The following is a 25,341-nucleotide window of genomic DNA, read 5'->3' on the forward strand; positions in this document are numbered from 1 at the left end:
GTGCGCCGGGCGTGAGGACGGGGTTCGGGTGCGCCGGGCGTGAGGACGGGGGTACGGGTGCGCCCGGCGTGAAGTCGGGGGTACGGGTGCGCCGTGCGCGCGGCGCGCCGGGACTACGCCGGGTGTGACGGCACGACCCCCTTCGGGTGGTGGCCGAGCGCGCCGCCCGGGGGAGCGGGGGAAGCCCTGGTAGCCGTAGGGCCAGTCCTCCGGAAAGGCCTGGCCCATGCCGCTCGTCCGAACCCCCTTGCCCCGCGCGCGGTGGCTCCGCTCCGCCGTCCTCGTCGCCGCCTCGGCCGGGCTCGTGGCCGCCGCGCTGCCCGCCCCGGAACCCCTCGGCATCGGGGACCCGCTCTTCCCGCAGCTCGGGAACCCCGGGTACGACGTCCTCGCGTACGACCTCGACGTCACCTACCCCGGCGTGAACACCCAGCCGCTGGCCGCCGTGACCCGGATCGACGCGGTCGCCACCGCCGACCTGGAGCGGATCAACCTCGACTTCACCCACGGCACGGTCTCCGCCGTCACCGTCGACGGCCTGCCCGCCACGTACGCGAGCAGCGGTGAGGACCTGGTCGTCACCCCGGCCGTGCCGGTCGACGCGGGGGAGCGGATCGAGGTCACCGTCACCCACACCAGCGACCCCTCGGGCCCCGCCGACACCGGCGGCTGGGTGCGGACCAGCGACGGCCTCGCCATGGCCAACCAGGCCGACGCCGCCCACCGGGTCTTCCCGTCCAACGACCACCCGGCGGACAAGGCGTACTTCACCTTCCGCGTCACCGCCCCCAAGAAGCTCACCGTCGTCGCCAACGGCCTGCCCACCGGCCGGGTCACCCACGGCCCCACGACGACCTGGACGTACCGCACCGGTCACCCCATGGCGACCGAGCTCGCCCAGATCTCCATCGGCGACTCCACCGTCGTGCACCGGGAGGGCCCCCACGGCCTGCCCGTCCGCGACGTGGTGCGCACCGCCGACCGGAAGCTCATGGAGCCCTGGCTCCGCAAGACCCCCGGACACCTGGAGTGGATGGAGCGGCAGGTCGGCCCGTACCCCTTCGAGACGTACGGGGTTCTCATCGCCGACGCGGACACCGGCTTCGAGCTGGAGACCCAGACCCTCTCGCTCTTCGAGCGCGGCCTCTTCACCGAACCGGCGTACCCCGAGTGGTACGTCGACTCGGTGATGGTCCACGAGCTGGCCCACCAGTGGTTCGGCGACAGCGTCTCGCCTCGGCGCTGGTCCGACCTCTGGCTCAACGAGGGGCACGCCAGCTGGTACGAGGCGCTGTACGCCGAGGAGACCGCAGGCAAGCCCCTGGAGCGGCGCATGAAGGCCGCCTACGCCGCCTCCGACGGCTGGCGCGCCGACGGCGGCCCGCCGGCCGCGCCCGAGCCCCCCTCGCCCACCCACAAGATCAGCCTCTTCCGCCCCGTCGTCTACGACGGCAGCGCCCTCGTCCTCTACGCGCTCCGCCAGGAGATCGGCACCGGCGCCTTCCGGCGCCTGGAGCGGCGCTGGGTGGCCGAGCACCGGGACGGCACCGCCACCACCGCCGACTTCACCGCCCTGGCCGGCGAGGTCGCCGGGCGTGACCTCACCGCCTTCTTCCACGCCTGGCTGTACGAGGCGAAGACCCCGGCGATGCCGGGGCACCCGGACTGGCGCAGCCGCCCGGCCGGGACCGGGCGGACCGCCCCGAAACCCGGGTGACGGGCCCGGCCGGGCCGTGTCACCATCGTCGGGTCGGCGACGCGGCCGCGGGAAACCGGGAATCTTCCGGTGCCCTCACACGTTGTGACGACATCAGACTCATCGCTTCACCGAGGAATCGACGTGAAGCAATCGACGTAAGGATCAAATGACCTCCTCTTCTTCCCCTTCCCAGGACGAGCAGAGCTTCGCGGAGACGAGCCGTACCGAGAGCCTTCGGGCCGATGCCCTGATGGAAGAGGACGTCGCCTGGAGCCACGAGATCGACGGAGACCGGGACGGCGACCAGTTCGACCGCTCCGAGCGCGCGGCCCTGCGCCGTGTCGTGGGCCTCTCCACCGAGCTCGAGGACGTCACCGAGGTCGAGTACCGCCAGCTGCGCCTCGAGCGCGTCGTGCTGGTCGGTGTCTGGACCTCCGGGACCGTCCAGGACGCGGAGAACTCCCTCGCGGAGCTCGCGGCCCTCGCCGAGACGGCGGGCGCCCTCGTGCTCGACGGCGTCATCCAGCGTCGTGACAAGCCGGACCCGGCGACCTTCATCGGTTCCGGCAAGGCGCGCGAACTGCGTGACATCGTCGTCGAGACCGGAGCCGACACCGTCGTCTGCGACGGTGAGCTCAGCCCCGGCCAGCTCATCGCCCTCGAAGACGTCGTCAAGGTCAAGGTGGTCGACCGGACCGCCCTGATCCTCGACATCTTCGCCCAGCACGCCAAGTCCCGAGAGGGCAAGGCGCAGGTCGCGCTCGCGCAGATGCAGTACATGCTGCCGCGACTGCGCGGCTGGGGTCAGTCGCTCTCCCGTCAGATGGGTGGCGGCGGCGGTGGCGGCATGGCCACCCGTGGTCCCGGTGAGACCAAGATCGAGACCGACCGGCGTCGTATCCGCGAGAAGATGGCGAAGATGCGCCGGGAGATCGCGGAGATGAAGACCGGCCGTGACATCAAGCGGCAGGAGCGGCGCCGCAACAAGGTGCCGTCGGTCGCCATCGCCGGCTACACCAACGCGGGCAAGTCCTCCCTGCTCAACCGGCTCACGGGCGCGGGCGTCCTCGTGGAGAACGCTCTGTTCGCCACGCTCGACCCGACCGTCCGCCGGGCCGAGACGCCCACCGGCCGGGTCTACACCCTGGCCGACACGGTCGGCTTCGTCCGGCACCTGCCGCACCACCTGGTCGAGGCGTTCCGCTCCACCATGGAGGAGGTCGGCGACTCCGACCTCATCCTGCACGTGGTGGACGGCTCGCACCCCGCCCCGGAGGAGCAGCTGGCCGCCGTGCGCGAGGTCTTCCGGGACGTCGGCGCGGTGAACGTGCCGGAGATCGTCGTCATCAACAAGGCGGACGCGGCCGACCCGCTGGTGCTCCAGCGGCTGCTGCGGACGGAGAAGCACTCCATCGTGGTCTCGGCCCGCTCGGGCCAGGGCATTGCGGAGCTGCTCGCCCTGATCGACTCCGAACTGCCCCGCCCGCAGGTCGAGCTCGAAGCCCTCGTGCCGTACACGCAGGGCGGGCTCGTCTCGCGGGTGCACGCCGAGGGCGAGGTCGAATCCGAGGAGCACACCCCGGAGGGCACCCTGCTCAAGGCCCGGGTGCACGAGGAACTGGCGGCGATGCTCGCGCCGTACGTCCCCGCGGCGCACTGACCGGCCGCTGAACGAACAGAGGGCGCTGTCCTCCTCCCGAGACGGGAGGGGGACAGCGCCCTCTGGCGTGGCGCGACGTGTCATCGGCCCGGTGGTCACCGGCCTCGGCGCGTCACCGGTCTCGGTGGCTCGGTGCGCACCGGCCTCGGCGCGCACCGGCATCGACCGTCACCGGCCCGGTGTTCACCGGACTCGGCGCGTCACCGCCTCACCGGCTTCAGCGTGCGAACTTCTTGCTGACCATCTCGTGGGCCGCCTTGGCGCCCCGGCCGAGCTGCGGTCCCGCGAGCCAGCCGTTGCTGCCGGCCGGGCCGATCGAGGTGTTCGACACCAGGGCCGTCCTGCCGTTCGGCAGCACCCGGAACCAGCCGCCGCCCGAGGAACCCGCGGTCATCGTGCAGCCGATCCGGTACATGGTCGGCGTGGCCGGAGCCGTGGTCAGCCGCGTGGCGCGGTCGAGGCACTTGTGCATGATCACGCCGTTGTACGGGGGCGCCTGCGGGTACCCCCAGGCGCCCACCGTCCCGGACTGCGCGGGGGCCGGCGCGGAGAAGTCGACCGGCAGCGCGACGCCGACGGTCTCCTCCAGCGACTTGCCGCCCCGCTGCGGCTGCACGTGCAGCACGGCGTAGTCGTACGGCCAGGCCTGGTTGGTGCCGCCGGACTTGATCCACTCACCCGAGGTCACGGCCCAGTCGGCCCAGTACTGGCCGTACGGGTAGATCTCGTGCGGCTGCGCGTTGTTCAGCGCGGCCGGGGACTTGCCCAGGTCGTTGAAGGCCGGGACGAAGGTGATGTTGCGGTACCAGCCGCCCTTCCCGCCCGCGTGGACGCAGTGGCCGGCCGTCCACACCAGGTTGGACTTCCCGGGCCGGCGCGGGTCCTTCACGATCGTGCCCGAGCAGACCATGTGGCCCTGCGGCGCGTCGAAGAAGATCTTGCCGACCGGGGCCGCGTTGCGGTGGTACGGAGTCTTCTCGCGCTGCGCCCTGACGGGACGGGGCGTCGGGTCGGTGCCGCCGCCACCGGCCTGCGCGGTGATCGTCTGGTCCGGGCTCTTCGCGGACTGCATCCGCGCCGGGTTCCAGAGCCCGTCGATCACCGGGTTGACGAAGTCCTCGGCCTCACGGAGCCAGGTGTCCTTGTCCCAGTTCTTCCACTCGCCGTCCTTCCACTTGTCCAGGTCGACGCCGTGCTTCTTGAGCTTGTCGGCGAGGTCCTTGGAAAGGTCGGTGTCACCGCCGTCGGTGGCCGGCGCGGAGCTGCTCGCCCCGGCGGCGGGCTTGTCGGCGGCGGGCGTCTCGGTGGGGCCGCAGGCCGTGGCGGTCAGCGCGAGCGCGGCGGCCAGGCCGAGGGCGGCGGGCAGTATTCGTATGGAACGCATGAATCGATTCCCCGTTGGATTTGCCATGGACGTGTCATGAGCGGTGCACAGTATGCCGGTCGTGCGAAACAAGCACGGAGGCGGGACCCGAGGGACCCGCCTCCGTACCGACGCCCGCCTATCGGCCGGCGTACTTCTTGCTGACCTCGTCGAAGACGGCCTTGGCCTCGGGTCCGAAGCGCGGACCGGCGAGCCACCCCGCCGTCGACGGGCCGATCGAGGTGTTCGACACCAGCGCCGGCTTGCCGTCACCGCCCTGGGCGACCCAGCCGCCACCGGACGAACCGCCGGTCATCGTGCAGCCGATGCGGTACATCGTCGGCTGCTCCGCCTTCAGGGACAGCCGGCCCGGCTTGTCCTCGCACTGGAACATCTTCTGGCCGTCGAACGGCGGCGCCGCCGGGTAGCCGGTCGCCTTCAGGCTCGCGATCTTCGGCACCGCCGGAGCGTTGAACTCCACCGGAAGCGCCGAACCGACGGTCTCCTCCAGGGACTTGCCCGAGCCGCCCTTCTCCGGGGTCACCTGGATGACCGCGAAGTCGTACGGAGCGCCCGCGCCGCCGGTGGACGCGCCCTGGGCGATCCACTGGTCGGAGGTCTTCACCCAGTCCGCCCACCACACGCCGTAGGGCGCGATCTGCTCCCGCGTCGCCTTCTCCAGGTCGGAGGTCGACATCGCCGCGTCGTTGTACGAGGGCACGAAGGCGATGTTGCGGTACCAGCCGCCCTGCTTGCCCTTGTGCACGCAGTGGCCGGCCGTCCACACCATGTTCGACTTGCCGGGGTGCGCCGGGTCCTTCACGACCGTGGCCGAGCAGACCATCGAACCCTCGGGCCCGTCGAAGAACACCTTCCCGGACTCCGGGGCGTTGGCGTGGTACTTCGCCGCCACGGCCTTCGCACGCACCGGGTCCGGCGTCGGGTCGGTCACGCCCTTGTCGCCCGAGATGTCCTCCTCCTCGACCGGCTTGTCGGGGCGCTCGGCCTCCCGCATCCGGTCCGGGTTCCAGAGGTCCTCGATGATCGGGTTGACGAAGTCCTTGGCCTCACGCAGCCACTTGTCCCGGTCCCAGTTCCTCCACTCGCCGTCGCGCCACTTGTCGACGTCGATCCCGTGCTCCTTCAGGCGCTCCTTCAGGTCCTCCGGAATCTTGATCTTGTCGACCGGGTTCTGGGCGGTCGCGGGCGCGCTGGGCTTGTCTCCCGCGTTGTCCTCACTCGGTCCACAGGCCGTAACGGTGAGCGCCAGCGCCGCGACGGCGGAAGCCGCCGTCAGCAGCGGACGAATCGATCGCATCTCGTGATCCCCCTGGGACTACGTCTACTTGTGCTTGGGTCAACAGCGGCCGTGCCCGCGCGGACAGCGGCCGACGGCCCCCACTATGCCGGTGCCGGAGGGGACGGTACGCGGCCGGTCGGCGGTTCCGGTCATCGTTCGGCCGTTGCCGTGCCGTGATCCGGGACACGCCAAGTTCCTGCCCTCCGGCCCGTGATCCCGGGCAGGCCGCGTCGTTGGTACGGACGGGGGACACAACGGTGGCGTGCGGAGCGGCCCTTGCGGCGGCTCCACGACGCCCCGATGTGCAACGCAACTGTTACAGCGGGAGGACACCGAGCCGTGGCCGTGACCGAATCAGCTCCGGCCGTTCCACCGGCCGCGCGGACCCAGACCCGGACGACCGACGCCCCCGGCAGCGACGCCGCCGGCACTGATGCCGCCGGCCCCGACGACCGGACCCCGGCGGCCGGCCGTGCTCCGGAACGGGAGCCCCGGACTCCGGGAGGCGGAGGCGGCGGGTACGAAGGCATCCTGCGCCGCCAGTCCCTGCGGGAATCCGCCGCCCGCACCTACGCCCGATCCCTGCCGATCGTCCCCGTGCGCGCCCGCGGCCTGACCATCGAGGGCGCCGACGGCCGCCGCTATCTGGACTGCCTCTCCGGGGCGGGGACGCTGGCCCTCGGCCACAACCACCCCGTCGTCCTCGAAGCCGTCAAGAAGGTCCTCGACTCGGGTGCACCGCTCCACGTCCTGGACCTCGCCACCCCGGTGAAGGACGCCTTCACCACCGAGCTGTTCGCCACCCTGCCGAGCGGACTCGCCGACGACGCCCGCATCCAGTTCTGCGGCCCCGCGGGCACGGACGCCGTCGAGGCGGCCCTCAAACTCGTCAGGACCGCCACCGGCCGCGACGGACTCCTCGCCTTCACCGGCGCCTACCACGGCATGACCGCCGGCGCCCTCGACGCCTCCGGGGGAGCCACCGGCGTCCGGGTCACCCGGCTGCCCTACCCGCAGCAGTACCGCTGCCCCTTCGGCGTCGGCGGCGAACGCGGCGCCCAACTGGCCGCCCACTGGACCCAGAACCTCCTCGACGACCCCAAGAGCGGCGTCGCCACCCCCGCCGGAATGATCGTCGAGGCCGTCCAGGGCGAAGGCGGTGTCCTGCCCGCCCCCGACGACTGGATGCGCCGCATGCGCCGCATCACCGCCGACCGCTCCATCCCCCTCGTCGTCGACGAGGTCCAGACCGGCGTCGGCCGCACCGGCGCCTTCTGGGCGGTCGAGCACAGCGGCGTCGTGCCCGACGTGATGGTCCTCTCCAAGGCCATCGGCGGCTCCCTCCCCCTCGCCGTCATCGTCTACAGGTCCGAGCTCGACGCCTGGCAACCCGGCGCCCACGCGGGCACCTTCCGCGGCAACCAGCTCGCCATGGCCGCCGGCACCGCCACCCTCGCGTACGTCCGCGAGAACAAGCTCGCCGAACGGGCCGGCGCCCTCGGCGCCCGCATCCTCGGCCGGCTCCAGGACCTCGCCGCCGACCACCCCTGCGTCGGCGAGGTCCGCGGCCGGGGCCTGATGATCGGCGTCGAACTCGTCGACCCCGACGCGGCGGGCCCGGACGACCTCGTCCCGCCGGCCGCCCCCGCGCTGGCCCTCGCCGTCCAGCAGGAATGCCTCGCCCGCGGGCTCATCGTCGAACTCGGCGGCCGCCACTCCGCCGTGGTCCGGCTCCTGCCCCCGCTCACCCTCACCGACGAGCAGGCCACCGCCGTCCTTGACCGCTTCGCCGACGCCCTCGCCGCGGCCGAACGGGCCCACACCCCCCACCCGCCCGTTACTCCCCGGGCCCTGGCCCCCCGGACCGACACCGGGCCGTCCCACTGAACCCGGACCGCCCCCGGCCCCACCCCAAGGAAGCCCCCGTGAACGCCACCCCCACCTCCCCGGGACCCGAAACCGAGGCACCCCTCGCCGTCGACCGTCTCGACACCCCTCCACCCCCCACCGAAGCACCCCCCACCAGCACCGCGACTCCCGGCACGACCACCACCGAGGCGGCCACGCCGCCCCACACCCCCGCGTCCTGCTCGGCCACACCGGGCTCTGCGGAAGACACCGGGCCCCGCACCCCCGCGCCCGGCTCCGCCGCCCACCGCTCCGGGGAAGACACCGCGTCCCGCACCCCCGCGCCCGGCTCCGCCACACCGGGCTCCCTGGGATACGCCCGCACGTCCGCCCCCGGCTCCGTCACTCCGCGCTCCGTGGAACACGCCGCGCCTCACACCCCCCTCCTGGGCTCCGCCGATTCCGTTGCGTGGGGCACCCCCGTACCCGACCCCGCGGATCCCACCGTCCCGCGCCAGCACATCGGGCCCTACGACTCCCGCCCGCACCGCCCGGTCGCGGCCGTCGACCCCCTGGACGACCCCGACCCGCAGCGCGCCGCCGACGCGGCGGCCGTCGAGAACCTGCTCCGTTGCTGGGTCCGGGAGAAGAACCTGCCCGCCCCCGGCTCCACCACCCTGCGCGTCCCCCTCGACGCCAGTGGCACCGCCCTCCTCGTCCCCGTCCGCTACTGGTCACCCACCGGCTGGCACCGCTTCGGCGCCCCCGCCCTCGAAGGACTCCCCGCCTCGGCTCCCGCCGTCGACGCCGTGACGGCGGCAGCCCTGCTCAGCCGGGAGACCAGCCGTTCAGAGGGCACCGAACTCGTCGGCAGGGTCGCCGACTCCACCCGCCGCACCGCCGAGTTCCTGGAGGAGCGTCGCCGTAGGCCTCACCCGCACCCCGACGCCGACCTCTTCCTCGCCGCCGAACAGTCCCTCCTCCTCGGCCACCCCCTGCACCCGACCCCCAAGAGCCGCGAAGGCCTCTCCGAGTCGGAGTCCCGGCTCTACTCACCCGAACTGCACGGCTCCTTCCCGCTGCACTGGATCGCAGTCGACCACTGCCTCCTCGCCTCCGACTCCGCCTGGACCGAACAGGGCCGTCCGGTCAGCGCGGAACAGATCGTCGCGGCCCTCGCCGAGGGGCTCACGCTCCCCCCCGGCACCGCACCCCTGCCCGTACACCCCTGGCAGGCCCGTGAACTCCTGCACCGCCCCGAGGTCCGCGCCCTCCTCGACGCCGGCCTCCTCCACGACCTCGGTCTCCACGGCAGCCCCTGGCACCCCACCTCCTCCGTCCGTACCGTGCACCGCCCCGGCGCCCGGGCCATGCTCAAACTCTCCCTCGGCCTGCGCATCACCAACTCGCGCCGCGAGAACCTCCGCAAGGAGCTGCACCGCGGTGTCGAGGTCCACCGGCTGCTCCGTACCGGCCTCGTCGACGAATGGCAGGCGGTCCACCCGGGATTCGACATCGTCCGCGACCCCGCCTGGCTGGCCGTCGACAACCCGGAAGGCGCCCCCGTCACCGGACTCGACGTCATGATCCGCCACAACCCCTTCGGGCCCGGCGACGACGCCGTCTGCATCGCCTCCCTGACCGCCCCCCGTCCCTGGCCCGGCACCACCGCGATGCGTTCCCGGCTCGCCGACATCATCGGCCGGCTCGCCGAGCGCACCGCCCGCCCCACCACGGCCGTCGCCACCGAGTGGTTCCTCCGCTACCTCGACCAGGTCGTCCGCCCCATTCTTTGGCTCGACGGACACGCCGGCATCGCCCTGGAAGCCCACCAGCAGAACACCCTGGTCCTCCTGGACCCCGACGGCTGGCCGGTCGGCGGCCGCTACCGCGACAACCAGGGCTACTACTTCCGCGAGTCCCACCGCAGCGAGCTGGAGAGCCGCCTCCCCGGCGTCGGCGACGAGAGCGACACCTTCGTCTCCGACCAGGTCACCGACGAACGCTTCGCCTACTACCTGGGCATCAACAACGTCCTCGGTCTCATCGGCGCCTTCGGCTCCCAGCAACTCGCCGACGAGCGGGTGCTGCTGGCCGCCTTCCGCAGCTTCCTGACCTCCGCGACCGGCCTCGGCTCCCCCCTGCCGCACCGTCTCCTGGAAGCAGCGACCCTGCGCAGCAAGGCCAACCTGCTCACCCGCCTCCACGGTATGGACGAACTCGTCGGCCCCGTCGACACCCAGTCCGTGTACGTCACCGTCACCAACCCCCTCCGCAACTGATCCCGTCCGCCCTACCCGGCGACCTCAGCCGCCCGGGCGACCGAGTCACTCCGGCGACCTCAGCCGCCCGGCCCGAGCCACACAGGCCCGAACCGCCCCGGCTCGCGCCACCCCACTCGAACCGCCCCACCTCCCCGGGGACCACCCCGACCGCACCGCCGAGAGGAGAGCGACACCGTGTCACCCGCCCGCCCACCGGTCGAACCGCCGGGGGACGACACCCTCGACCTGAGGCTCGACGACCTCGTCGCCCTCCTCGAAAGCGGTCACCTCGACGCCGAGCTGCTCGACGGCGACCTCCTGGACTCCGTGGCCTCCTGGGGCTTCGCCGACACCCCCGTCGGTATCTTCCGGCTCGTCCCCGTACAGCTCGAACGAGACCTACCGCTGCTGACCCGGTGGATGAACGACCCCGCCGTCTCGGCCTTCTGGGAACTCGCCGGCCCGGACACCGTGACCGCCGACCACATCCGTGCCCAACTGGAGGGCGACGGCCGCAGCGTCCCCTGCGTCGGAGTCCTCGACGGCACGCCCATGAGCTACTTCGAGATCTACCGCGCCGACCTCGACCCGCTCGCCCGGCACTACCCGGCCCGCCCCCACGACACGGGTATCCATCTGCTGATCGGAGGCGTCACCGACCGGGGCCGGGGCGTCGGTACCACGCTCCTGCGCGCCGTCGCCGACCTCGTCCTCGACCACCGTCCCCGCTGTACCCGCGTCGTGGCGGAACCCGACATCCGCAACACCCCCTCCGTCTCGGCCTTCCTCAGCGGCGGCTTCCGCTACGCGGCGGAAGTCGACCTACCCGACAAACAAGCGGCGCTCATGCTCCGTGACCGCGCCCTCCGTCACGTTCTGTGAACACTCTCTGTCATCTGAACGCCGCTGATTCCCCAGCGGTTCCCACTTCGAGGAGTCTTTGTGTCGATGTCCCCTGCACCCCACGACTCCGCACCTCCCGCCCAGGTCAACCCTGTTCTTTCCGCCCCCGCATCCGCCAACACCGCTGGTCCCGTCCCTGATCCGGCCCAGGAATACGCCCTGCTCGCGCCCCCCGAACTGAACGCCGCCGCCTGGACCCGGGCCTCCTCGCGCCTCCTCGCCAAGGCCCTCGCCGAGTTCGCCTACGAGGAGATCCTCGAACCCACGCCCGTCGCGGAGAGTGACAACGATCAGTACGCGCTGCGGCTCGACGACGGCACCGGCCTCACCTTCCGGGCCCGGCGCGGCGCCTACGACGGCTGGTACGTCGACGCCGACTCGATCGCCCACGAGGGCCGGCCCCTGACCGACCCCCTCGACTTCCTGGTCCGCGCACGCCACCTCCTCGGCCTCGACGGCGCCACCCTCGGCCATCTCATCCGCGAGCTCTCCGCGACCCTCGCCGCCGACGCCCGCCTGGACCACACCGCGCTCCCGGCCGACCGGCTCGCCGAACTCTCGTACGCCGAACTCGAAGGCCACCAGACCGGCCACCCCTGGCTGGTCCTCAACAAGGGCCGCATCGGCTTCTCTGCCACCGACACCGCCCGCTGGGCCCCCGAGGCCCGCCGCGCCACCCGGCTGCCATGGATCGCCGTCAGCAACCGCATCGCCGCCTACCGGGGAGTCAGTGGCCTCGACACCCCCGACAGTCTCTACGCCCGCGAGCTCGACCCCGAGGTCCACGCCGCCTTCCGCGCAGAACTGACCGCCCGCGGTCACCAGCCCGACGGCTACCTCCTGCTGCCCGTCCACCCCTGGCAGTGGGACGAGATCCTGCTCCCCCTCTACGCCCCCGCCATCGCGGCCGGGGCCGTCGTCCCGCTCTCCACCGACGGCGACCTCCGGCTGCCGCAACAGTCGGTCCGCACCTTCCTCAACACCAGCCGCCCTGACCGGCACACCGTCAAACTCCCGCTTTCGGTGCTCAACACCCTCGTCTGGCGCGGACTGCCCACCGAACGCACCCTCGCGGCCCCCGCCGTCACCGCCTGGGTCCACGGCCTGCGCGACGCGGACCCGTTCCTGCGCGACGAATGCGGGGTGATCCTCCTGGGCGAGGTCGCCTCCGTCACGGTCGAGCACCCGCTGTACGACCGGCTCCCCGAAGTCCCGTACCAGTACAAGGAGCTCCTCGGTGCCATCTGGCGCGAACCGCTGCGCCTCCCTCCGGGCGAGCGGGCCCGCACCCTCGCCTCGCTGCTGCACACCGATCCCAATGGCCGGGCGTTCGTCGCCGAACTCGTCGACCGCTCCGGACTCGCGCCCGCCGTCTGGCTCCAGCACCTCTTCGCCGCGCTGCTGCCCCCGCTGCTGCACTTCCTCTACCAGTACGGCACGGTCTTCTCCCCGCACGGCGAGAACGCCATCGTGGTCCACGACGACCAGGACGTCCCCGTACGCCTGGCGATCAAGGACTTCGTCGACGACGTGAACATCAGCGCCCACCCCCTCCCCGAGCACGACACCCTGCCCGACGACGTCCGCGCCGTCCTCCTGACAGAGGAACCAGACTTCCTCGTCCAGTTCATCCATTCGGGGCTCTTCGTCGGCGTCTTCCGCTACCTCGCCCCGCTCTGCGAGGAACAACTCGACGTACCCGAGCAGGACTTCTGGTCCCTCGTCCGCGCCGAGATCCTGCGCCACCAGGCACGCTTCCCCGAGCTGAAGGAACGGTTCGAGCTCTTCGACCTCCTCACCCCCCGCATCGAGCGGCTCTGCCTCAACCGCAACCGTCTGCACCTGGACGGCTACCGCGACCGGCCCGACCGTCCCCATGCCGCCGTACACGGGACCGTCCCCAACCCGCTCGCGTGACGCGCGCGCGTGCTCCGGCTGTCAGTGGCGCCCCGTAGGGTGGAAGGGCTATGACGAAGCCATCCCTCCCCGACCTCCTCCACGCCGCCGTCTCCGCCGTCGGCGGCACGGAGCGACCCGGCCAGGTCACCATGGCCGAGGCCGTGGCCGAGGCCATCGACGACAACTCCCACCTCCTCGTCCAGGCCGGTACCGGCACGGGCAAGTCGCTCGGCTATCTGGTGCCGGCGCTGGCCCAGGGCGAGCGGGTGGTGGTGGCCACGGCCACCCTGGCGCTGCAGCGCCAGCTCGTCGAGCGCGACCTGCCGCGCACGGTGGACGCGCTGCACCCGCAGCTGCGCCGCCGCCCCCAGTTCGCCATGCTCAAGGGCAGGTCGAACTACCTCTGCCTGCACCGGCTCCACGAAGGGGTCCCGCAGGACGAGGAAGAAGGACTGTTCGACCCCTTCGAGGCGGCCGCGCCCACCAGCAAGCTGGGCCAGGACCTCATCCGGCTCCGCGACTGGTCGGACGAGACGGAGACCGGCGACCGCGACGACCTGACGCCCGGCGTCTCCGACAAGGCCTGGGCCCAGGTCTCGGTCTCCTCCCGGGAGTGCCTCGGTGCCACCAAGTGCGCGTACGGTCCGGAGTGCTTCGCCGAGGCCGCCCGCGAGCGCGCCAAGCTCGCCGATGTCGTGGTGACCAACCACGCCCTGCTCGCCATCGATGCCATCGAGGGCGCCCCGGTGCTCCCGCAGCACGAGGTGCTGATCGTCGACGAGGCCCACGAGCTGGTGTCCCGGGTCACCGGCGTCGCCACCGGCGAGCTCACCCCCGGCCAGGTCAACCGCGCCGTCCGGCGGTGCGCCAAGCTCGTCGACGAGAAGGTCGCCGACCAGCTGCAGACCGCGGCCGAGGGCTTCGAGCGGGTGATGGAGCTGGCTCTGCCGGGTCGTCTGGAGGAGATCCCGGAGGACCTCGCGTACGCCCTGATGGCGCTGCGGGACGCGGCCCGCGCGGTGATCACGGCCCTGGGTTCCACCCGGGACCGGTCCGTGCAGGACGAGGACGCGGTGCGGAAGCAGGCCATGGCCTCGGTGGAGACCGTCCACGGAGTCGCGGAGCGGATCACCCAGGGCTCCGAATACGACGTCGTCTGGTACGAGCGCCACGACCGTTTCGGCGCCTCGCTGCGGGTCGCCCCGCTCACCGTGTCGGGCCTGCTGCGGGAGAAGCTCTTCACCGAGCGCTCCGTGGTGCTGGCCTCGGCCACGCTCAAGCTGGGCGGTGACTTCAACGGCGTCGGTGCCTCGCTCGGGCTGGCCCCGGAGGGCACCACGGGCGACGACCTGCCCGTCTGGAAGGGCATCGACGTCGGCTCCCCGTTCGACTACCCGAAGCAGGGCATCCTGTACGTCGCCAAGCACCTCTCCCGCCCCGCGCGGGACGGGGACCGCGGCGACATGCTCGACGAGCTGACCGAGCTGATGCAGTCGGCCGGCGGGCGGACGCTCGGTCTCTTCTCCTCCATGCGCGCGGCGCAGCAGGCGGCCGAGGAGCTGCGGACCCGGATTCCGGAGCTGCCGATCCTGCTCCAGGGCGAGGACACGCTGGGCGAGCTGATCAAGAACTTCGCCGCCGATCCCAAGACCTGCCTCTTCGGCACGCTGTCGCTCTGGCAGGGCGTCGACGTCCCCGGCCCCAGCTGTCAGCTGGTCGTCATGGACAAGATCCCGTTCCCGCGCCCGGACGACCCGCTGATGAGCGCCCGGCAGAAGGCCGTGGAAGAGGCCGGGGGCAATGGCTTCATGGCGGTCGCGGCGACGCACGCGGCGCTGCTGATGGCCCAGGGCGCCGGCCGGCTCGTACGGGCCACGGGGGACCGGGGCGTCGTGGCGGTGCTCGACCCGAGGCTGGCCACCGCCCGGTACGGGAGCTACCTCAAGGCCTCGCTGCCCGACTTCTGGTTCACGACGGACCGTAATCAGGTACGGAAGTCGCTGGCGGCGATCGACGCGACGTCGAAGGCGTCGGGCACCTGACGTTTCAGGCCTTGCGCTGACGAAGGAGCCCCCGGGACATCCCGGGGGCTCCTTCGTGCACCTCGGGCTCCCTCACGACGCTTTGCTGGACGCGGCGGCCCGGGCTCCCCTCGCGACGCCTTCGCCAGGACACGGCAGGGCCCCTGGACCGGCGCAGTGGGTCCAGGGGCCCGGTCAGAGCCGACGAGGTGGGGTCACACCCGCCGCAGGACCGCCACGACCTTGCCGAGGATGGTGGCCTCGTCGCCGGGGATCGGCTGGTACGCCGCGTTGTGCGGGAGCAGCCAGACGTGACCGTCCTCGCGCTTGAAGCGCTTCACCGTGGCCTCGCCGTCGAGCATGGCGGCGACGATGTCGCCGTTCTCCGCGACGGGCTGACGGCGGACGGTGACCCAGTCGCCGTCGCAGATGGCGGCCTCGATCATCGAGTCGCCGACGACCTTGAGAACGAACAGCTCGCCGTCACCGACCAGCTGGCGGGGGAGGGGGAAGACGTCCTCGACGGACTCCTCGGCCAGGATCGGACCGCCGGCGGCGATGCGGCCGACCAGCGGGACGTACGACGCGGCGGGCTTGCCCGTGGTGTCCGTCGGCTGGGTGCTCGGCTGGTCGGATCCGCGGACCTCGTACGCACGGGGGCGGTGCGGGTCACGACGGAGGAAGCCCTTGCGCTCCAGGGCCATCAGCTGGTGCGCGACCGAGGAGGTGCTGGAGAGGCCCACCGCCTGGCCGATCTCGCGCATCGACGGCGGGTAGCCGCGCCGCTGGACCGAGTCGCGGATGACCTCGATGACCCTGCGCTGGCGGTCGGTGAGGCCGGAGCTGTCCGCCCTGATGCCTGGAGGTCGTCCGGGAAGGGCGCGGGCGGGCCGCCCGGGGTCCTCGCCGTTCATGCTGATCTCATTCATGGCATGCACCGGCTCGAGTCGGCCCTGGGAGCGGTCCTGGGCGGTGATGGTGGCACTGTCTGCGGTGGTGGTCACGTCGTCGGCCCCTCTCGAATGGTGTCCCTCGCTGGCACAACGGTAGTAGCTTTCGAAAGGTTGCGCCAAACACACGTTCGAGTGAAAATTCGCAGATTGCCTTACGCCTGTCCGTAGAGGGGTGTATGAGCACTCTCACTCCGCCGACCCAATTCGGTCATTACGGTAACCTCGCCGCTGGGCCGCGGGATCCGGTGCGCCCTCCCAGTGTCGCACCCGGAAGCCCCGAAACGCGGGAGCCGCCGCGCCGCGACACGCGCAGGGCCCGGAATCGCCCACAACCCAAGATCTAGTGGTTGTATGTCTGCGGCCACCCAGGGGTTGTGGTCCCCGGTCTCCCGGGGCAGCTCGCATCGCCTATGCTGGTGGTCGCTTCGCAGGGCCCTCAGGGGCCGGGTGAGGTTCACCAGTCGTGCCATGAAGGAGGGTCGGAACCTATGCACTGCCCCTTCTGCAGGCACCCCGACAGCCGCGTCGTCGACAGTCGCACCACCGACGACGGGACGTCGATCCGGCGTCGTCGCCAGTGCCCCGACTGCTCCCGTCGTTTCACGACGGTCGAGACGTGCTCGCTCATGGTGGTGAAGCGGTCCGGTGTCACCGAGCCCTTCAGTCGCACCAAGGTCATCTCCGGCGTGCGCAAGGCATGCCAGGGGCGGCCGGTCACCGAGGACGCCCTCGCCAAGCTCGGCCAGCGGGTCGAGGAGGCGGTGCGCGCCACCGGTAGTGCCGAGCTGACCACCCACGACGTGGGCCTGGCCATTCTCGGCCCGCTGCAGGAGCTCGACCTCGTCGCGTACCTGCGCTTCGCGTCCGTGTACAAGGCGTTCGACAGCCTCGAAGACTTCGAGGCCGCCATCGTGGAACTCCGCGTGCGGCCTCCCGCTGAGAACCGTGGGACCGGAGCGACCCCCGAGGTCCCCGTTCCCGCCATCGCCGCCGACTGATCGGCGGTCCGGGCCGACAGGCTCCGGCGACCGGCCGCCGTGCGGCCCGGCAGACGTGCCCCGAGCGACCCCTGTGGCGCTTGTGGCAGCAGTACAGAAGTACGTACAGAAGACGGTGCCCTGGGACTATCTGGGCGCCAAAGTGTGTTTTGCCCGTATATGGGAGGCGGCATGACAGAGACGGCGAGCGGTCCGGCACGTGGTTCTCGTTCCAAGGGGACGAAGGCTGCGGGCAAGGGCCTGCGCATCGAGCGCATCCACACCACCCCCGGCGTGCATCCGTACGACGAGGTGGCCTGGGAGCGCCGTGACGTCGTCATGACCAACTGGCGCGACGGCTCGATCAACTTCGAGCAGCGTGGCGTCGAGTTCCCCGACTTCTGGTCGGTGAACGCGGTCAACATCGTCACCAGCAAGTACTTCCGCGGGGCCGTCGGCACCCCGCAGCGCGAGACCGGTCTCAAGCAGCTCATCGACCGGATCGTGAAGACGTACACGAAGGCCGGCGAGGAGCACGGCTACTTCTCCTCGCCCGCCGACGCCGAGATCTTCGAGCACGAGCTGGCGTACGCCCTCCTGCACCAGATCTTCAGCTTCAACTCGCCGGTCTGGTTCAACGTCGGCACGCCCCAGCCCCAGCAGGTCTCGGCCTGCTTCATCCTGTCCGTCGACGACTCCATGGAGTCGATCCTCGACTGGTACAAGGAAGAGGGCATGATCTTCAAGGGCGGCTCCGGCGCCGGCCTGAACCTCTCCCGCATCCGCTCCTCCAAGGAGCTGCTCTCCTCCGGCGGCAACGCCTCCGGCCCGGTCTCCTTCATGCGCGGTGCCGACGCCTCCGCGGGAACGATCAAGTCGGGCGGTGCGACCCGTCGCGCGGCCAAGATGGTCATCCTCGACGTCGACCACCCCGACATCGAGAACTTCATCGAGACCAAGGTCAAGGAGGAGGAGAAGATCCGCGCCCTCCGTGACGCGGGCTTCGACATGGACCTGGGCGGCGACGACATCACGTCCGTCCAGTACCAGAACGCCAACAACTCCGTCCGCGTGAACGACACGTTCATGAAGGCCGTCGAGTCCGGCGGGAAGTTCGGCCTCACCTCCCGTATGACCGGCGAGGTCATCGAGGAGGTCGACGCCAAGTCGCTCTTCCGCAAGATGGCCGAGGCCGCGTGGGCCTGTGCCGACCCGGGCATCCAGTACGACGACACGATCAACCACTGGCACACCTGCCCCGAGTCCGGCCGCATCAACGGCTCGAACCCGTGCAGCGAGTACATGCACCTGGACAACACGTCCTGCAACCTCGCCTCGCTGAACCTGATGAAGTTCCTCAAGGACGACGGCAAGGGCACCCAGTCCTTCGACGTCGAGCGCTTCGCCAAGGTCGTCGAGCTCGTCATCACCGCGATGGACATCTCCATCTGCTTCGCCGACTTCCCCACCGAGAAGATCGGCGAGAACACCCGCGCCTTCCGTCAGCTCGGCATCGGTTACGCCAACCTCGGCGCCCTGCTGATGGCGACCGGCCACGCGTACGACTCCGACGGCGGCCGCGCCCTCGCCGGTGCCATCTCCTCCCTGATGACCGGCACCTCGTACAAGCGCTCCGCCGAGCTCGCCGCGGTCGTCGGCGCGTACGACGGCTACGCCCGTAACGCCGAGCCGCACCAGCGCGTCATGCAGCAGCACGCCGACGAGAACACCAAGGCCGTCCGCGTGGACGACCTCGACTCGCCGATCTGGGCCGCCGCCACGGAGGCCTGGCAGGACGTGATCCGCCTCGGCGCCAAGAACGGCTTCCGCAACGCCCAGGCCTCGGTCATCGCCCCGACCGGCACCATCGGTCTCGCGATGTCCTGCGACACCACCGGCCTCGAGCCCGACCTCGCCCTGGTCAAGTTCAAGAAGCTGGTCGGCGGCGGCTCGATGCAGATCGTCAACGGCACCGTTCCGCAGGCCCTGCGCCGCCTGGGCTACCAGGAGGAGCAGATCGAGGCGATCGTCGCCCACATCGCCGAGCACGGCAATGTGATCGACGCCCCCGGCCTGAAGGCCGAGCACTACGAGGTCTTCGACTGCGCCATGGGCGAGCGTTCCATCTCCGCGATGGGCCACGTCCGCATGATGGCCGCCATCCAGCCGTGGATCTCGGGCGCCCTCTCCAAGACCGTGAACCTGCCGGAGACGGCCACGGTCGAGGACGTCGAGGAGGTCTACTTCGAGGCCTGGAAGATGGGCGTCAAGGCGCTCGCGATCTACCGCGACAACTGCAAGGTCGGCCAGCCGCTCTCCGCCAAGAAGAAGGAGGACGAGAAGGCCGAGGTCACCGCGAAGTCCGAGGCGACGATCCGCGAGGCCGTCGAGAAGGTCGTCGAGTACCGCCCGGTCCGCAAGCGTCTGCCCAAGGGCCGTCCGGGGATCACCACCTCCTTCACCGTCGGTGGCGCCGAGGGCTACATGACCGCCAACTCCTACCCGGACGACGGTCTCGGCGAGGTCTTCCTCAAGATGTCCAAGCAGGGTTCGACGCTCGCCGGCATGATGGACGCCTTCTCCATCGCCGTCTCCGTCGGTCTGCAGTACGGCGTCCCGCTGGAGACGTACGTCTCGAAGTTCACCAACATGCGCTTCGAGCCGGCCGGCATGACGGACGACCCGGACGTGCGGATGGCGCAGTCGATCGTCGACTACATCTTCCGTCGCCTGGCGCTCGACTTCCTGCCCTTCGAGACCCGCTCCGCCCTCGGTATCCACTCGGCCGAGGAGCGCCAGCGCCACCTGGACACCGGCTCGTACGAGCAGTCCGAGGAGGACGAGGTCGACATCGAGACCCTCGCCCAGTCGGCGCCCCGCGCCCAGGAGCTGAAGGCCGTCGCCGCCCCGGCCCCGAAGACCGAGGTCCCGGCCTCGAAGCAGGCCCACACCTCGGCGGAACTCGTCGAGATGCAGCTCGGCATCAGTGCCGACGCCCCGCTCTGCTTCTCCTGCGGCACGAAGATGCAGCGCGCCGGCTCCTGCTACATCTGCGAGGGCTGCGGCTCGACCAGCGGCTGCAGCTGACACCGGACGGGAGCGCGCCGGGGGTTGATCCCCGGCGCGGTTCCCGCTGGTGACTGACACGGCGCCTCACGTGGGGACCGGCCTCGGGCCGGTCCCCACGTCGTTTCCGGGCAGGTCAGGGACGTCGGAACGGCCCGACCGGAACGTCAGGGACGCGCGGAGCCGAGTACCGTCGCGAAGGCCTGGGGGTCGGCGTCGAAGCCGCGGCTGAGGGGGCGGTGCGTCCACCCTTCGGCCCCGTCGCGGACGAACTCGACGACCGTCGCCGACAGCGCGTCCGGCACGTCCGCGAAGTCGTGGACCAGCAGGTCGTCGTAGCCCTCGCGGATCCGTATGCCCGTGTTCGCTATGTCACCGAAGGCCCGCCGTCCGCCGCCCTGCTGTATGGCGACGCCCACCACCACGCGCGCGTACCGCGGTGCCAGCCGGTCCAGTTCGATGGTCATGGCCTCGTCGTAGCCGAACCCCTGCCCCGTACGGCTGTCGCGGTGGAGCGTGATGGTGCCGTCCGGAGAGCGGCTGCCGAAGTGCACCAGCTGGACCGGCGCTCCGGTCGGATCGTCCGCCGCGAAGACACCGGCGACGAGGTCCAGGTCGTGGGCGGGTGCGCCGGCGGGCGCGGGGTCCCACCTGAGCTCGACCTCGACCCGTCCGACCCCTTTGCTGAGTCCGCTCATGGTGCTTCCCCTCTCCGCGTACGCCCCCGCGCACGCCTCGCGTCGTACCGTCGACCGCTCGAAAGCCCGTGGTCGTGGGCCGATCACTCATGGTGTCATGGGGCTCCGACAGTGGACCCGGGGGTTGAGGGGGAGATTGGCGTGTGGAGTGGTGACGAGCTGGATCTCGACGGATATCTGGCTCGAATCGGATACGACTCCGGACGGGAAGGGGAACTCGCCCCTGATCTACGGACCTTGACGAACCTTCACCGGGCGCACGTCGGTGCCGTTCCGTTCGAGAACCTCGATGTGGCCCTCGGGCGGCGGATACCTCTGGACCTGAAGAGCCTTCAGGCCAAGCTCGTAGGGCGCCGTCGGGGAGGCTACTGCTACGAGCAGAACTCCCTGTTCGCCGCCGCTCTTGAGCGGATCGGATTCACGGTGTCCGCGCGCGGGGCCCGCAACCGTTCGCGAGGAGCGACGCTGCCGCCCGTCACGCACGCGCTGCTCGTCGTCACGGTCGAAGGCGAACAGTGGCTCGCCGACGTCGGGTTCGGCTGGCAGGGGCCCCTGGAGCCCGTGCCCCTGAGGGACGGGGTCCGGGTCGAGCAGAGCGGCTGGACCTTCGGGATCGACGTCGAGGACGAGGGCGTCCACGTGCTGCGTTCCCGCCGGCCGGAAGGCTGGATCGATCTGTACGCGTTCGCCCCGCAGAGCCTCTACCCGGGCGACTTCACCGTCATGAACCACTACAGCTCCAGCCACCCGCAGTCGCGATTCCTCGGCCAGGTCGTGGCCCAGAAGCCCGGGGCGGACGCACGAAGAGCGCTGGTGCGCGAGACGCTCTCGACCGTGCGTGCCGACGGGTCCGTCGAGGAAAGGGTCGTGGGCGCGGGCGAGTTGATCGCGGTGCTGGAGTCCGCATTCGGAATCGAACTGGACGAGGGCGAGCGCGCGGGGCTGCTGCGACTGCACCCCGCCGGAGCCTGACGGGGGCCTGATGGGGTCCTGGCGAGGGCCGAGAGGGTCTGCCGGGGCGCTCCTCGGGCCCGTACGATGGCGCGGTGCTGGTCAAGTGGATTCGCTGCACCGTGATGGACCGTCGAGGGTTCGAGCGGGGGCAGCGGAAATGGGCGGGGCTGCTCGGTGAGCCGGGTTTCCGGGGGCAGGGCGGCGGGTGGAGCCGGTCTCGTCCGGACGTCGCCCATGTCTTCGCGTTCTGGGAGAGCCGGGCGTTCTACGACTCGTTCATGGCGCGCTCGCACGACCGGCTCGCGGCCGCGCAGGCGGGCACGTTCAAGGATGCCCAGGTCAAGCTGTTCGACCACCGCTTCGATGTGAAGACGGGGTTCGAGCCGCGGTTCACCGACGCCGACGTGGCCCGGGTGGCGCACTGTCGTGTCCACGAGGACCGTGCCGAGCACTTCGCGCTCATGCAGGAGAAGGTCTGGAACCCGGCGATGGCCGGGTCCCCGGGCATGCTGCGGGGGCTGTTCGGGGAGGCGCCGGGCAGCGAGTTCCTGGTGCTGTCGATGTGGAAGTCCGCGGCGGAGCACGGGAAGTACCGGGTGGAGCGCATCGAACGGCTCGGACTGCGGGCCCGTACGGCGGCCGATGTGGCGGCGCTCGCCGGTGACGTGGTGCAGCTCGAATCGGGCTGGACGGTCTGAGGCCTCCTACGCCGGGATGAACGCGCCCGACTCGACTGCCGCGCACGCCGTCCGTGCCGCCTGGTCCGCGAGCGCGCCGTCGATCGGCTCCCGGGTGACGAACAACCGCAGGAACAAGGGTGCCGAGACGGCCCGGACCACCGCACCCGGGTCGGTGCCCCGAGGTGCCTCGCCCCGGTCGACGGCTCGGGTGACGACGGTCTCACAGCGGCGGAACCGCTCGGCGTAGAAGGCGTGGAGGGCCTCGGCCGCCCGTGGTGACTGGAACGCGGCGCCGACGAACGCGGTCGGCGCGGCGGCCTGGGCGGGATCTCCGAACGCGTCGACGACCTCATGCGCGAGGGCGCGCAGGTCTCCCGCGAGGCTGCCGGTGTCCGGCGGCGTCCACGTGTCCTCGCCGGCCAGGTCCAGCACGTCGGCGAGAAGACCTTCGACGCTGCCCCAGCGGCGGTAGAGCGTCGTCTTGTGGACCCCGGAGTGTTCCGCCACGTAATCCACGGTGAGCGCGGGGTAGCCGTGCTCCGACAGGCCGGTCAGGACGGCGTCGCGTACGGCGGCCCGGGTGCGGGCGGTCCGCCCGCCGGGGCGGGCGCTCCCGGGGGCCGGGGCGGGCGCATCCTCGATCGAGTCGTTCAATTGCTACTCCTGTTGCGTTAGGTGATCGAGTGTGTCACACTCGCATTAATGCTACCCAGGTTGCATTTGAATGATCCCTTCATGGAGGCGCCCTTGCCCACTCAGATCTCACTGCACGACATCGTCATGACCCGCGGCGACCGACTTCTCCTCGATCAGGTCTCGCTCTCCGTGCGCCCCGGAGAGCGGATCGGGATCGTGGGGGAGAACGGCGCGGGCAAGTCGACCCTGCTGCGCCTCCTCGCCGGGGCGGAGCAACCCGACGAGGGCAACGTCGTCGCCCTCGCCGAAGGCGGTGTGCGGATGCTCGCGCAGACCCCGGAGCTGCCGCCCGAGGCCACCGTCGGCGACGCCGTCGACGTCGCGCTCGCCGACATCCGCTCCATGGAGCGTCGGCTGCGCACACTCGAAGCGGGACTCGACGGGGCGAGCGAGATCGAGCTCACCGCTTACGGCGACCTCCTCACCGCCTTTGAAGCGCGGGGCGGGTACGAGGCGGATGCCCGGGTCGACAAAGCGCTGTACGGACTCGGCCTCGCCGGGACCGGGCGGGACCGCCGGCTCGGCAGCCTCTCGGGCGGCGAGCAGGCCCGGCTCGGCATCGCCTGCGCGATTGCGGCGGGCCCCGAGGTGCTCCTGCTCGACGAGCCGACCAACCACCTGGACGCGTCCGCGCTCGACTGGCTGGAGGGGGCGCTCCTGGCGCACCGCGGCACGGTCGTGGCCGTTTCCCACGACCGGACCTTCCTGGAGCGGATCGCCACCGCGATCGTCGAGGTGGACGGAGACCGGCGGGCTCTCGTCCGGTACGGCGACGGGTACGCCGGATATCGCGCGGCGCGGGAGGCCGCCCGACGGCGATGGGAGGAGGCGTACGAGGAGTGGTGCGCGGAGACGGAGCGCCTGGAGACGTACGTGTCGACCACCGCCCGCGGTGTCGCACCGGGCAGGGAGATGAAGGACAACAACAAGATGGCGTTCGACCGGGCGGCCGGACGTGTCCAGGCCTCCGTCTCCGGGCGCGTCCGCAATGCCGGGGAGCGGCTGAGAAGACTCCGCGAGAAGCCGGTTCTCCAGCCGCCTCCGCCCCTCTCCTTCACCGCCCGCCCCCTCGCCGGCGCCGCCGAAGGGGAGCTCGTCACCCTCGCCGGCGTGCGGGTCGCCGACCGTCTCGCCGTCGAGACGCTCACCGTCGGAGCGGGGGAGCGGCTGCTCGTCCACGGCGGCAACGGTGCGGGGAAGTCCACGCTGCTCAAGGTCATCGCCGGAGCCGTCCGGCCCGACACGGGGGACGTCCGACGGACCGGACGCATCGGGTACCTGGCCCAGGACACCACCGTCCGGCGCCCCGAGGAGCGACTGCTCGCCTCGTTCGGGCGGGGGCTCGGCATACCCGAGGAGGAGCAGGCCGAACTGCTCCTGTCGTACGGACTGTTCCGGCCGGCCGACCTCGGCGTGCCGGTCGGCGGGCTCTCCGCGGGCCAGTTCCGCCGGCTGGCGCTCGCCCGGATCCTGGCCCGGCCCGCCGATCTCCTGCTGCTCGACGAGCCGGGCAACCACCTGGCGCCAGGGCTCGTCGAGGAACTGGAGGAGGCCCTGGAGCAGTGGCGGGGAGCCCTCGTCGTCGTCTCGCACGACCGTGCGCTGCGCCGCCGCTTCACCGGGCGGATACGCCGGATGGACTCCGGGCGCCTCCTCGGCTGAGCCTGCCCGGGACCGGCGATCTAGGGTCGGGGTATGGCACGACCGCGGCGCATCGTCCTCGTACGGCACGGAGAGTCCGAGGGCAATGTCGATGACACGGTGTACGAACGGGAGCCCGACCACGCGCTGCGTCTCACCGAGACCGGCTGGAGGCAGGCGGAGGAGACGGGGGAACGGCTGCGGGAACTCTTCGGTGACGAGGCGGTCAGCGTCTATGTCTCGCCGTACCGTCGCACTCACGAGACGCTCGGCGCCTTCCGGCTGCCCGCCGAGCAGGTCCGCGTGCGCGAGGAGCCCCGGCTGCGGGAGCAGGACTGGGGCAACTGGCAGGAGCGGGAGGACGTACGCCTGCAGAAGGCCTATCGGGACGCGTACGGGCACTTCTTCTACCGCTTCGCCCAGGGAGAGTCCGGGGCGGACGTGTACGACCGGGTCGGGGCGTTCCTGGAGAGCCTGTACCGCAGTTTCGAGGCGCCCGACCACCCGCCCAACGTCCTGCTCGTCACCCATGGGCTGACCATGCGCCTGTTCTGCATGCGCTGGTTCCACTGGACGGTCGCGGACTTCGAGTCGCTCTCGAATCCCGGCAACGCCGAGACCCGCGTCCTCCTGCTCGACGAGGACGGGAGATACCGCCTGGACAGGCCGTTCGAACGCTGGCGTACCCCGGAACCGTACGGCCCCACCGGATAGAGTGG

Annotated in this window: 18 protein-coding genes; 13 read left to right on the plus strand and 5 right to left on the minus strand. The window is 71.3% G+C overall.

Features of this window, described 5'->3' with window-relative positions; genetic code table 11:
* Positions 1 to 226: 226 nt before the first annotated feature.
* Positions 227 to 1,717 carry a M1 family metallopeptidase gene (locus tag ASD33_RS09290; protein ID WP_056556408.1) on the plus strand — a complete coding sequence of 497 codons (1,491 nt, stop codon included), beginning with the start codon at positions 227 to 229 and terminating at the stop codon, positions 1,715 to 1,717.
* 148 nt (positions 1,718 to 1,865) lie between these two features.
* Positions 1,866 to 3,359: a GTPase HflX gene (hflX, locus tag ASD33_RS09295; RefSeq protein ID WP_056556412.1), complete on the plus strand. Its 1,494-nt coding sequence runs from the start codon at positions 1,866 to 1,868 to the stop codon at positions 3,357 to 3,359.
* 217 nt (positions 3,360 to 3,576) lie between these two features.
* Here the strand turns inward: hflX and ASD33_RS09300 are convergent, their stop codons facing one another.
* Both ASD33_RS09300 and ASD33_RS09305 read right to left on the minus strand, forming a co-directional pair.
* Positions 3,577 to 4,743 carry a hypothetical protein gene (locus ASD33_RS09300; RefSeq protein WP_056556416.1) on the minus strand — a complete coding sequence of 389 codons (1,167 nt, stop codon included), beginning with the start codon at positions 4,741 to 4,743 and terminating at the stop codon, positions 3,577 to 3,579.
* 118 nt (positions 4,744 to 4,861) lie between these two features.
* Positions 4,862 to 6,040: a hypothetical protein gene (locus tag ASD33_RS09305; protein WP_199863488.1), complete on the minus strand. Its 1,179-nt coding sequence runs from the start codon at positions 6,038 to 6,040 to the stop codon at positions 4,862 to 4,864.
* A 321-nt stretch (positions 6,041 to 6,361) separates the two neighbouring features.
* Here ASD33_RS09305 and ASD33_RS09310 point away from each other — a divergent pair, with 321 nt between their 5' ends.
* The 5 genes from ASD33_RS09310 (at position 6,362) to ASD33_RS09330 (ending at position 14,978) form a co-directional block, all read left to right on the plus strand.
* Positions 6,362 to 7,909 (plus strand): diaminobutyrate--2-oxoglutarate transaminase family protein, encoded by a 1,548-nt coding sequence (locus tag ASD33_RS09310; protein ID WP_242426883.1) that lies wholly within the window; start codon positions 6,362 to 6,364, stop codon positions 7,907 to 7,909.
* 38 nt (positions 7,910 to 7,947) lie between these two features.
* Positions 7,948 to 10,152, plus strand: a complete 2,205-nt coding sequence (locus tag ASD33_RS09315) for an IucA/IucC family protein (protein ID WP_242426884.1) — start codon at positions 7,948 to 7,950, stop codon at positions 10,150 to 10,152.
* 177 nt (positions 10,153 to 10,329) lie between these two features.
* Positions 10,330 to 11,016 (plus strand): GNAT family N-acetyltransferase, encoded by a 687-nt coding sequence (locus tag ASD33_RS09320; RefSeq protein ID WP_056556419.1) that lies wholly within the window; start codon positions 10,330 to 10,332, stop codon positions 11,014 to 11,016.
* 66 nt (positions 11,017 to 11,082) lie between these two features.
* Entirely contained in the window at positions 11,083 to 12,954 is a 1,872-nt protein-coding gene (locus ASD33_RS09325; RefSeq protein ID WP_079044667.1) for an IucA/IucC family siderophore biosynthesis protein, read from the plus strand.
* Positions 12,955 to 13,004: 50 nt separating this feature from the next.
* Positions 13,005 to 14,978, plus strand: a complete 1,974-nt coding sequence (locus tag ASD33_RS09330) for an ATP-dependent DNA helicase (RefSeq protein ID WP_056556422.1) — start codon at positions 13,005 to 13,007, stop codon at positions 14,976 to 14,978.
* A 194-nt stretch (positions 14,979 to 15,172) separates the two neighbouring features.
* On the opposite strand, the gene lexA is transcribed toward ASD33_RS09330, so the two are convergent.
* Entirely contained in the window at positions 15,173 to 15,961 is a 789-nt protein-coding gene (lexA, locus tag ASD33_RS09335; RefSeq protein ID WP_056556425.1) for a transcriptional repressor LexA, read from the minus strand.
* A gap of 437 nt (positions 15,962 to 16,398) precedes the next feature.
* Between lexA and nrdR the strand changes: the two genes are divergently transcribed.
* Both nrdR and ASD33_RS09345 read left to right on the plus strand, forming a co-directional pair.
* Positions 16,399 to 16,908 (plus strand): transcriptional regulator NrdR, encoded by a 510-nt coding sequence (gene nrdR, locus ASD33_RS09340; protein ID WP_056556428.1) that lies wholly within the window; start codon positions 16,399 to 16,401, stop codon positions 16,906 to 16,908.
* Positions 16,909 to 17,079: 171 nt separating this feature from the next.
* Positions 17,080 to 19,974 carry a vitamin B12-dependent ribonucleotide reductase gene (locus ASD33_RS09345; RefSeq protein ID WP_056556430.1) on the plus strand — a complete coding sequence of 965 codons (2,895 nt, stop codon included), beginning with the start codon at positions 17,080 to 17,082 and terminating at the stop codon, positions 19,972 to 19,974.
* Between the two features lie 146 nt (positions 19,975 to 20,120).
* Here ASD33_RS09345 and ASD33_RS09350 read toward each other — a convergent pair whose 3' ends face one another.
* Positions 20,121 to 20,651, minus strand: a complete 531-nt coding sequence (locus ASD33_RS09350; RefSeq protein ID WP_056556434.1) for a TerD family protein — start codon at positions 20,649 to 20,651, stop codon at positions 20,121 to 20,123.
* Positions 20,652 to 20,888: 237 nt separating this feature from the next.
* On the opposite strand from ASD33_RS09350, the gene ASD33_RS09355 reads away from it, so the two are divergent.
* Positions 20,889 to 21,623, plus strand: a complete 735-nt coding sequence (locus tag ASD33_RS09355) for an arylamine N-acetyltransferase (RefSeq protein ID WP_347232268.1) — start codon at positions 20,889 to 20,891, stop codon at positions 21,621 to 21,623.
* Between the two features lie 74 nt (positions 21,624 to 21,697).
* Positions 21,698 to 22,303, plus strand: coding sequence for a YdbC family protein (locus ASD33_RS09360; RefSeq protein WP_056556439.1), 606 nt, complete (start codon positions 21,698 to 21,700; stop codon positions 22,301 to 22,303).
* Positions 22,304 to 22,309: 6 nt separating this feature from the next.
* On the opposite strand, the gene ASD33_RS09365 is transcribed toward ASD33_RS09360, so the two are convergent.
* The gene (locus tag ASD33_RS09365) at positions 22,310 to 22,939 is read right to left on the minus strand and encodes a TetR/AcrR family transcriptional regulator (RefSeq protein WP_056556444.1); all 630 of its coding nucleotides are present in this window, start codon (positions 22,937 to 22,939) and stop codon (positions 22,310 to 22,312) included.
* A 93-nt stretch (positions 22,940 to 23,032) separates the two neighbouring features.
* Between ASD33_RS09365 and ASD33_RS09370 the strand changes: the two genes are divergently transcribed.
* Positions 23,033 to 24,643, plus strand: coding sequence for an ABC-F family ATP-binding cassette domain-containing protein (locus tag ASD33_RS09370; RefSeq protein ID WP_347232269.1), 1,611 nt, complete (start codon positions 23,033 to 23,035; stop codon positions 24,641 to 24,643).
* A 33-nt stretch (positions 24,644 to 24,676) separates the two neighbouring features.
* A complete protein-coding gene (locus tag ASD33_RS09375; RefSeq protein WP_056556451.1) occupies positions 24,677 to 25,336 on the plus strand; it encodes a histidine phosphatase family protein in 660 nt (219 codons plus the stop codon).
* Positions 25,337 to 25,341: the final 5 nt, after the last annotated feature.

It is taken from the genome of Streptomyces sp. Root1304 (assembly GCF_001426405.1).
Classification (GTDB): domain Bacteria; phylum Actinomycetota; class Actinomycetes; order Streptomycetales; family Streptomycetaceae; genus Streptomyces.

Bases quoted from the DNA above. Each gene is read 5' to 3' on its own strand.
- ASD33_RS09290 (WP_056556408.1), top strand. From the start codon at position 227: ATGCCGCTCGTCCGAACCCCCTTGCCCCGCGCGCGGTGGCTCCGCTCC.
- hflX (WP_056556412.1), top strand. From the start codon at position 1,866: ATGACCTCCTCTTCTTCCCCTTCCCAGGACGAGCAGAGCTTCGCGGAG.
- ASD33_RS09300 (WP_056556416.1), bottom strand. From the start codon at position 4,743: ATGCGTTCCATACGAATACTGCCCGCCGCCCTCGGCCTGGCCGCCGCG.
- ASD33_RS09305 (WP_199863488.1), bottom strand. From the start codon at position 6,040: ATGCGATCGATTCGTCCGCTGCTGACGGCGGCTTCCGCCGTCGCGGCG.
- ASD33_RS09325 (WP_079044667.1), top strand. From the start codon at position 11,083: ATGTCCCCTGCACCCCACGACTCCGCACCTCCCGCCCAGGTCAACCCT.
- ASD33_RS09330 (WP_056556422.1), top strand. From the start codon at position 13,005: ATGACGAAGCCATCCCTCCCCGACCTCCTCCACGCCGCCGTCTCCGCC.
- nrdR (WP_056556428.1), top strand. From the start codon at position 16,399: ATGCACTGCCCCTTCTGCAGGCACCCCGACAGCCGCGTCGTCGACAGT.
- ASD33_RS09345 (WP_056556430.1), top strand. From the start codon at position 17,080: ATGACAGAGACGGCGAGCGGTCCGGCACGTGGTTCTCGTTCCAAGGGG.
- ASD33_RS09350 (WP_056556434.1), bottom strand. From the start codon at position 20,651: ATGAGCGGACTCAGCAAAGGGGTCGGACGGGTCGAGGTCGAGCTCAGG.
- ASD33_RS09375 (WP_056556451.1), top strand. From the start codon at position 24,677: ATGGCACGACCGCGGCGCATCGTCCTCGTACGGCACGGAGAGTCCGAG.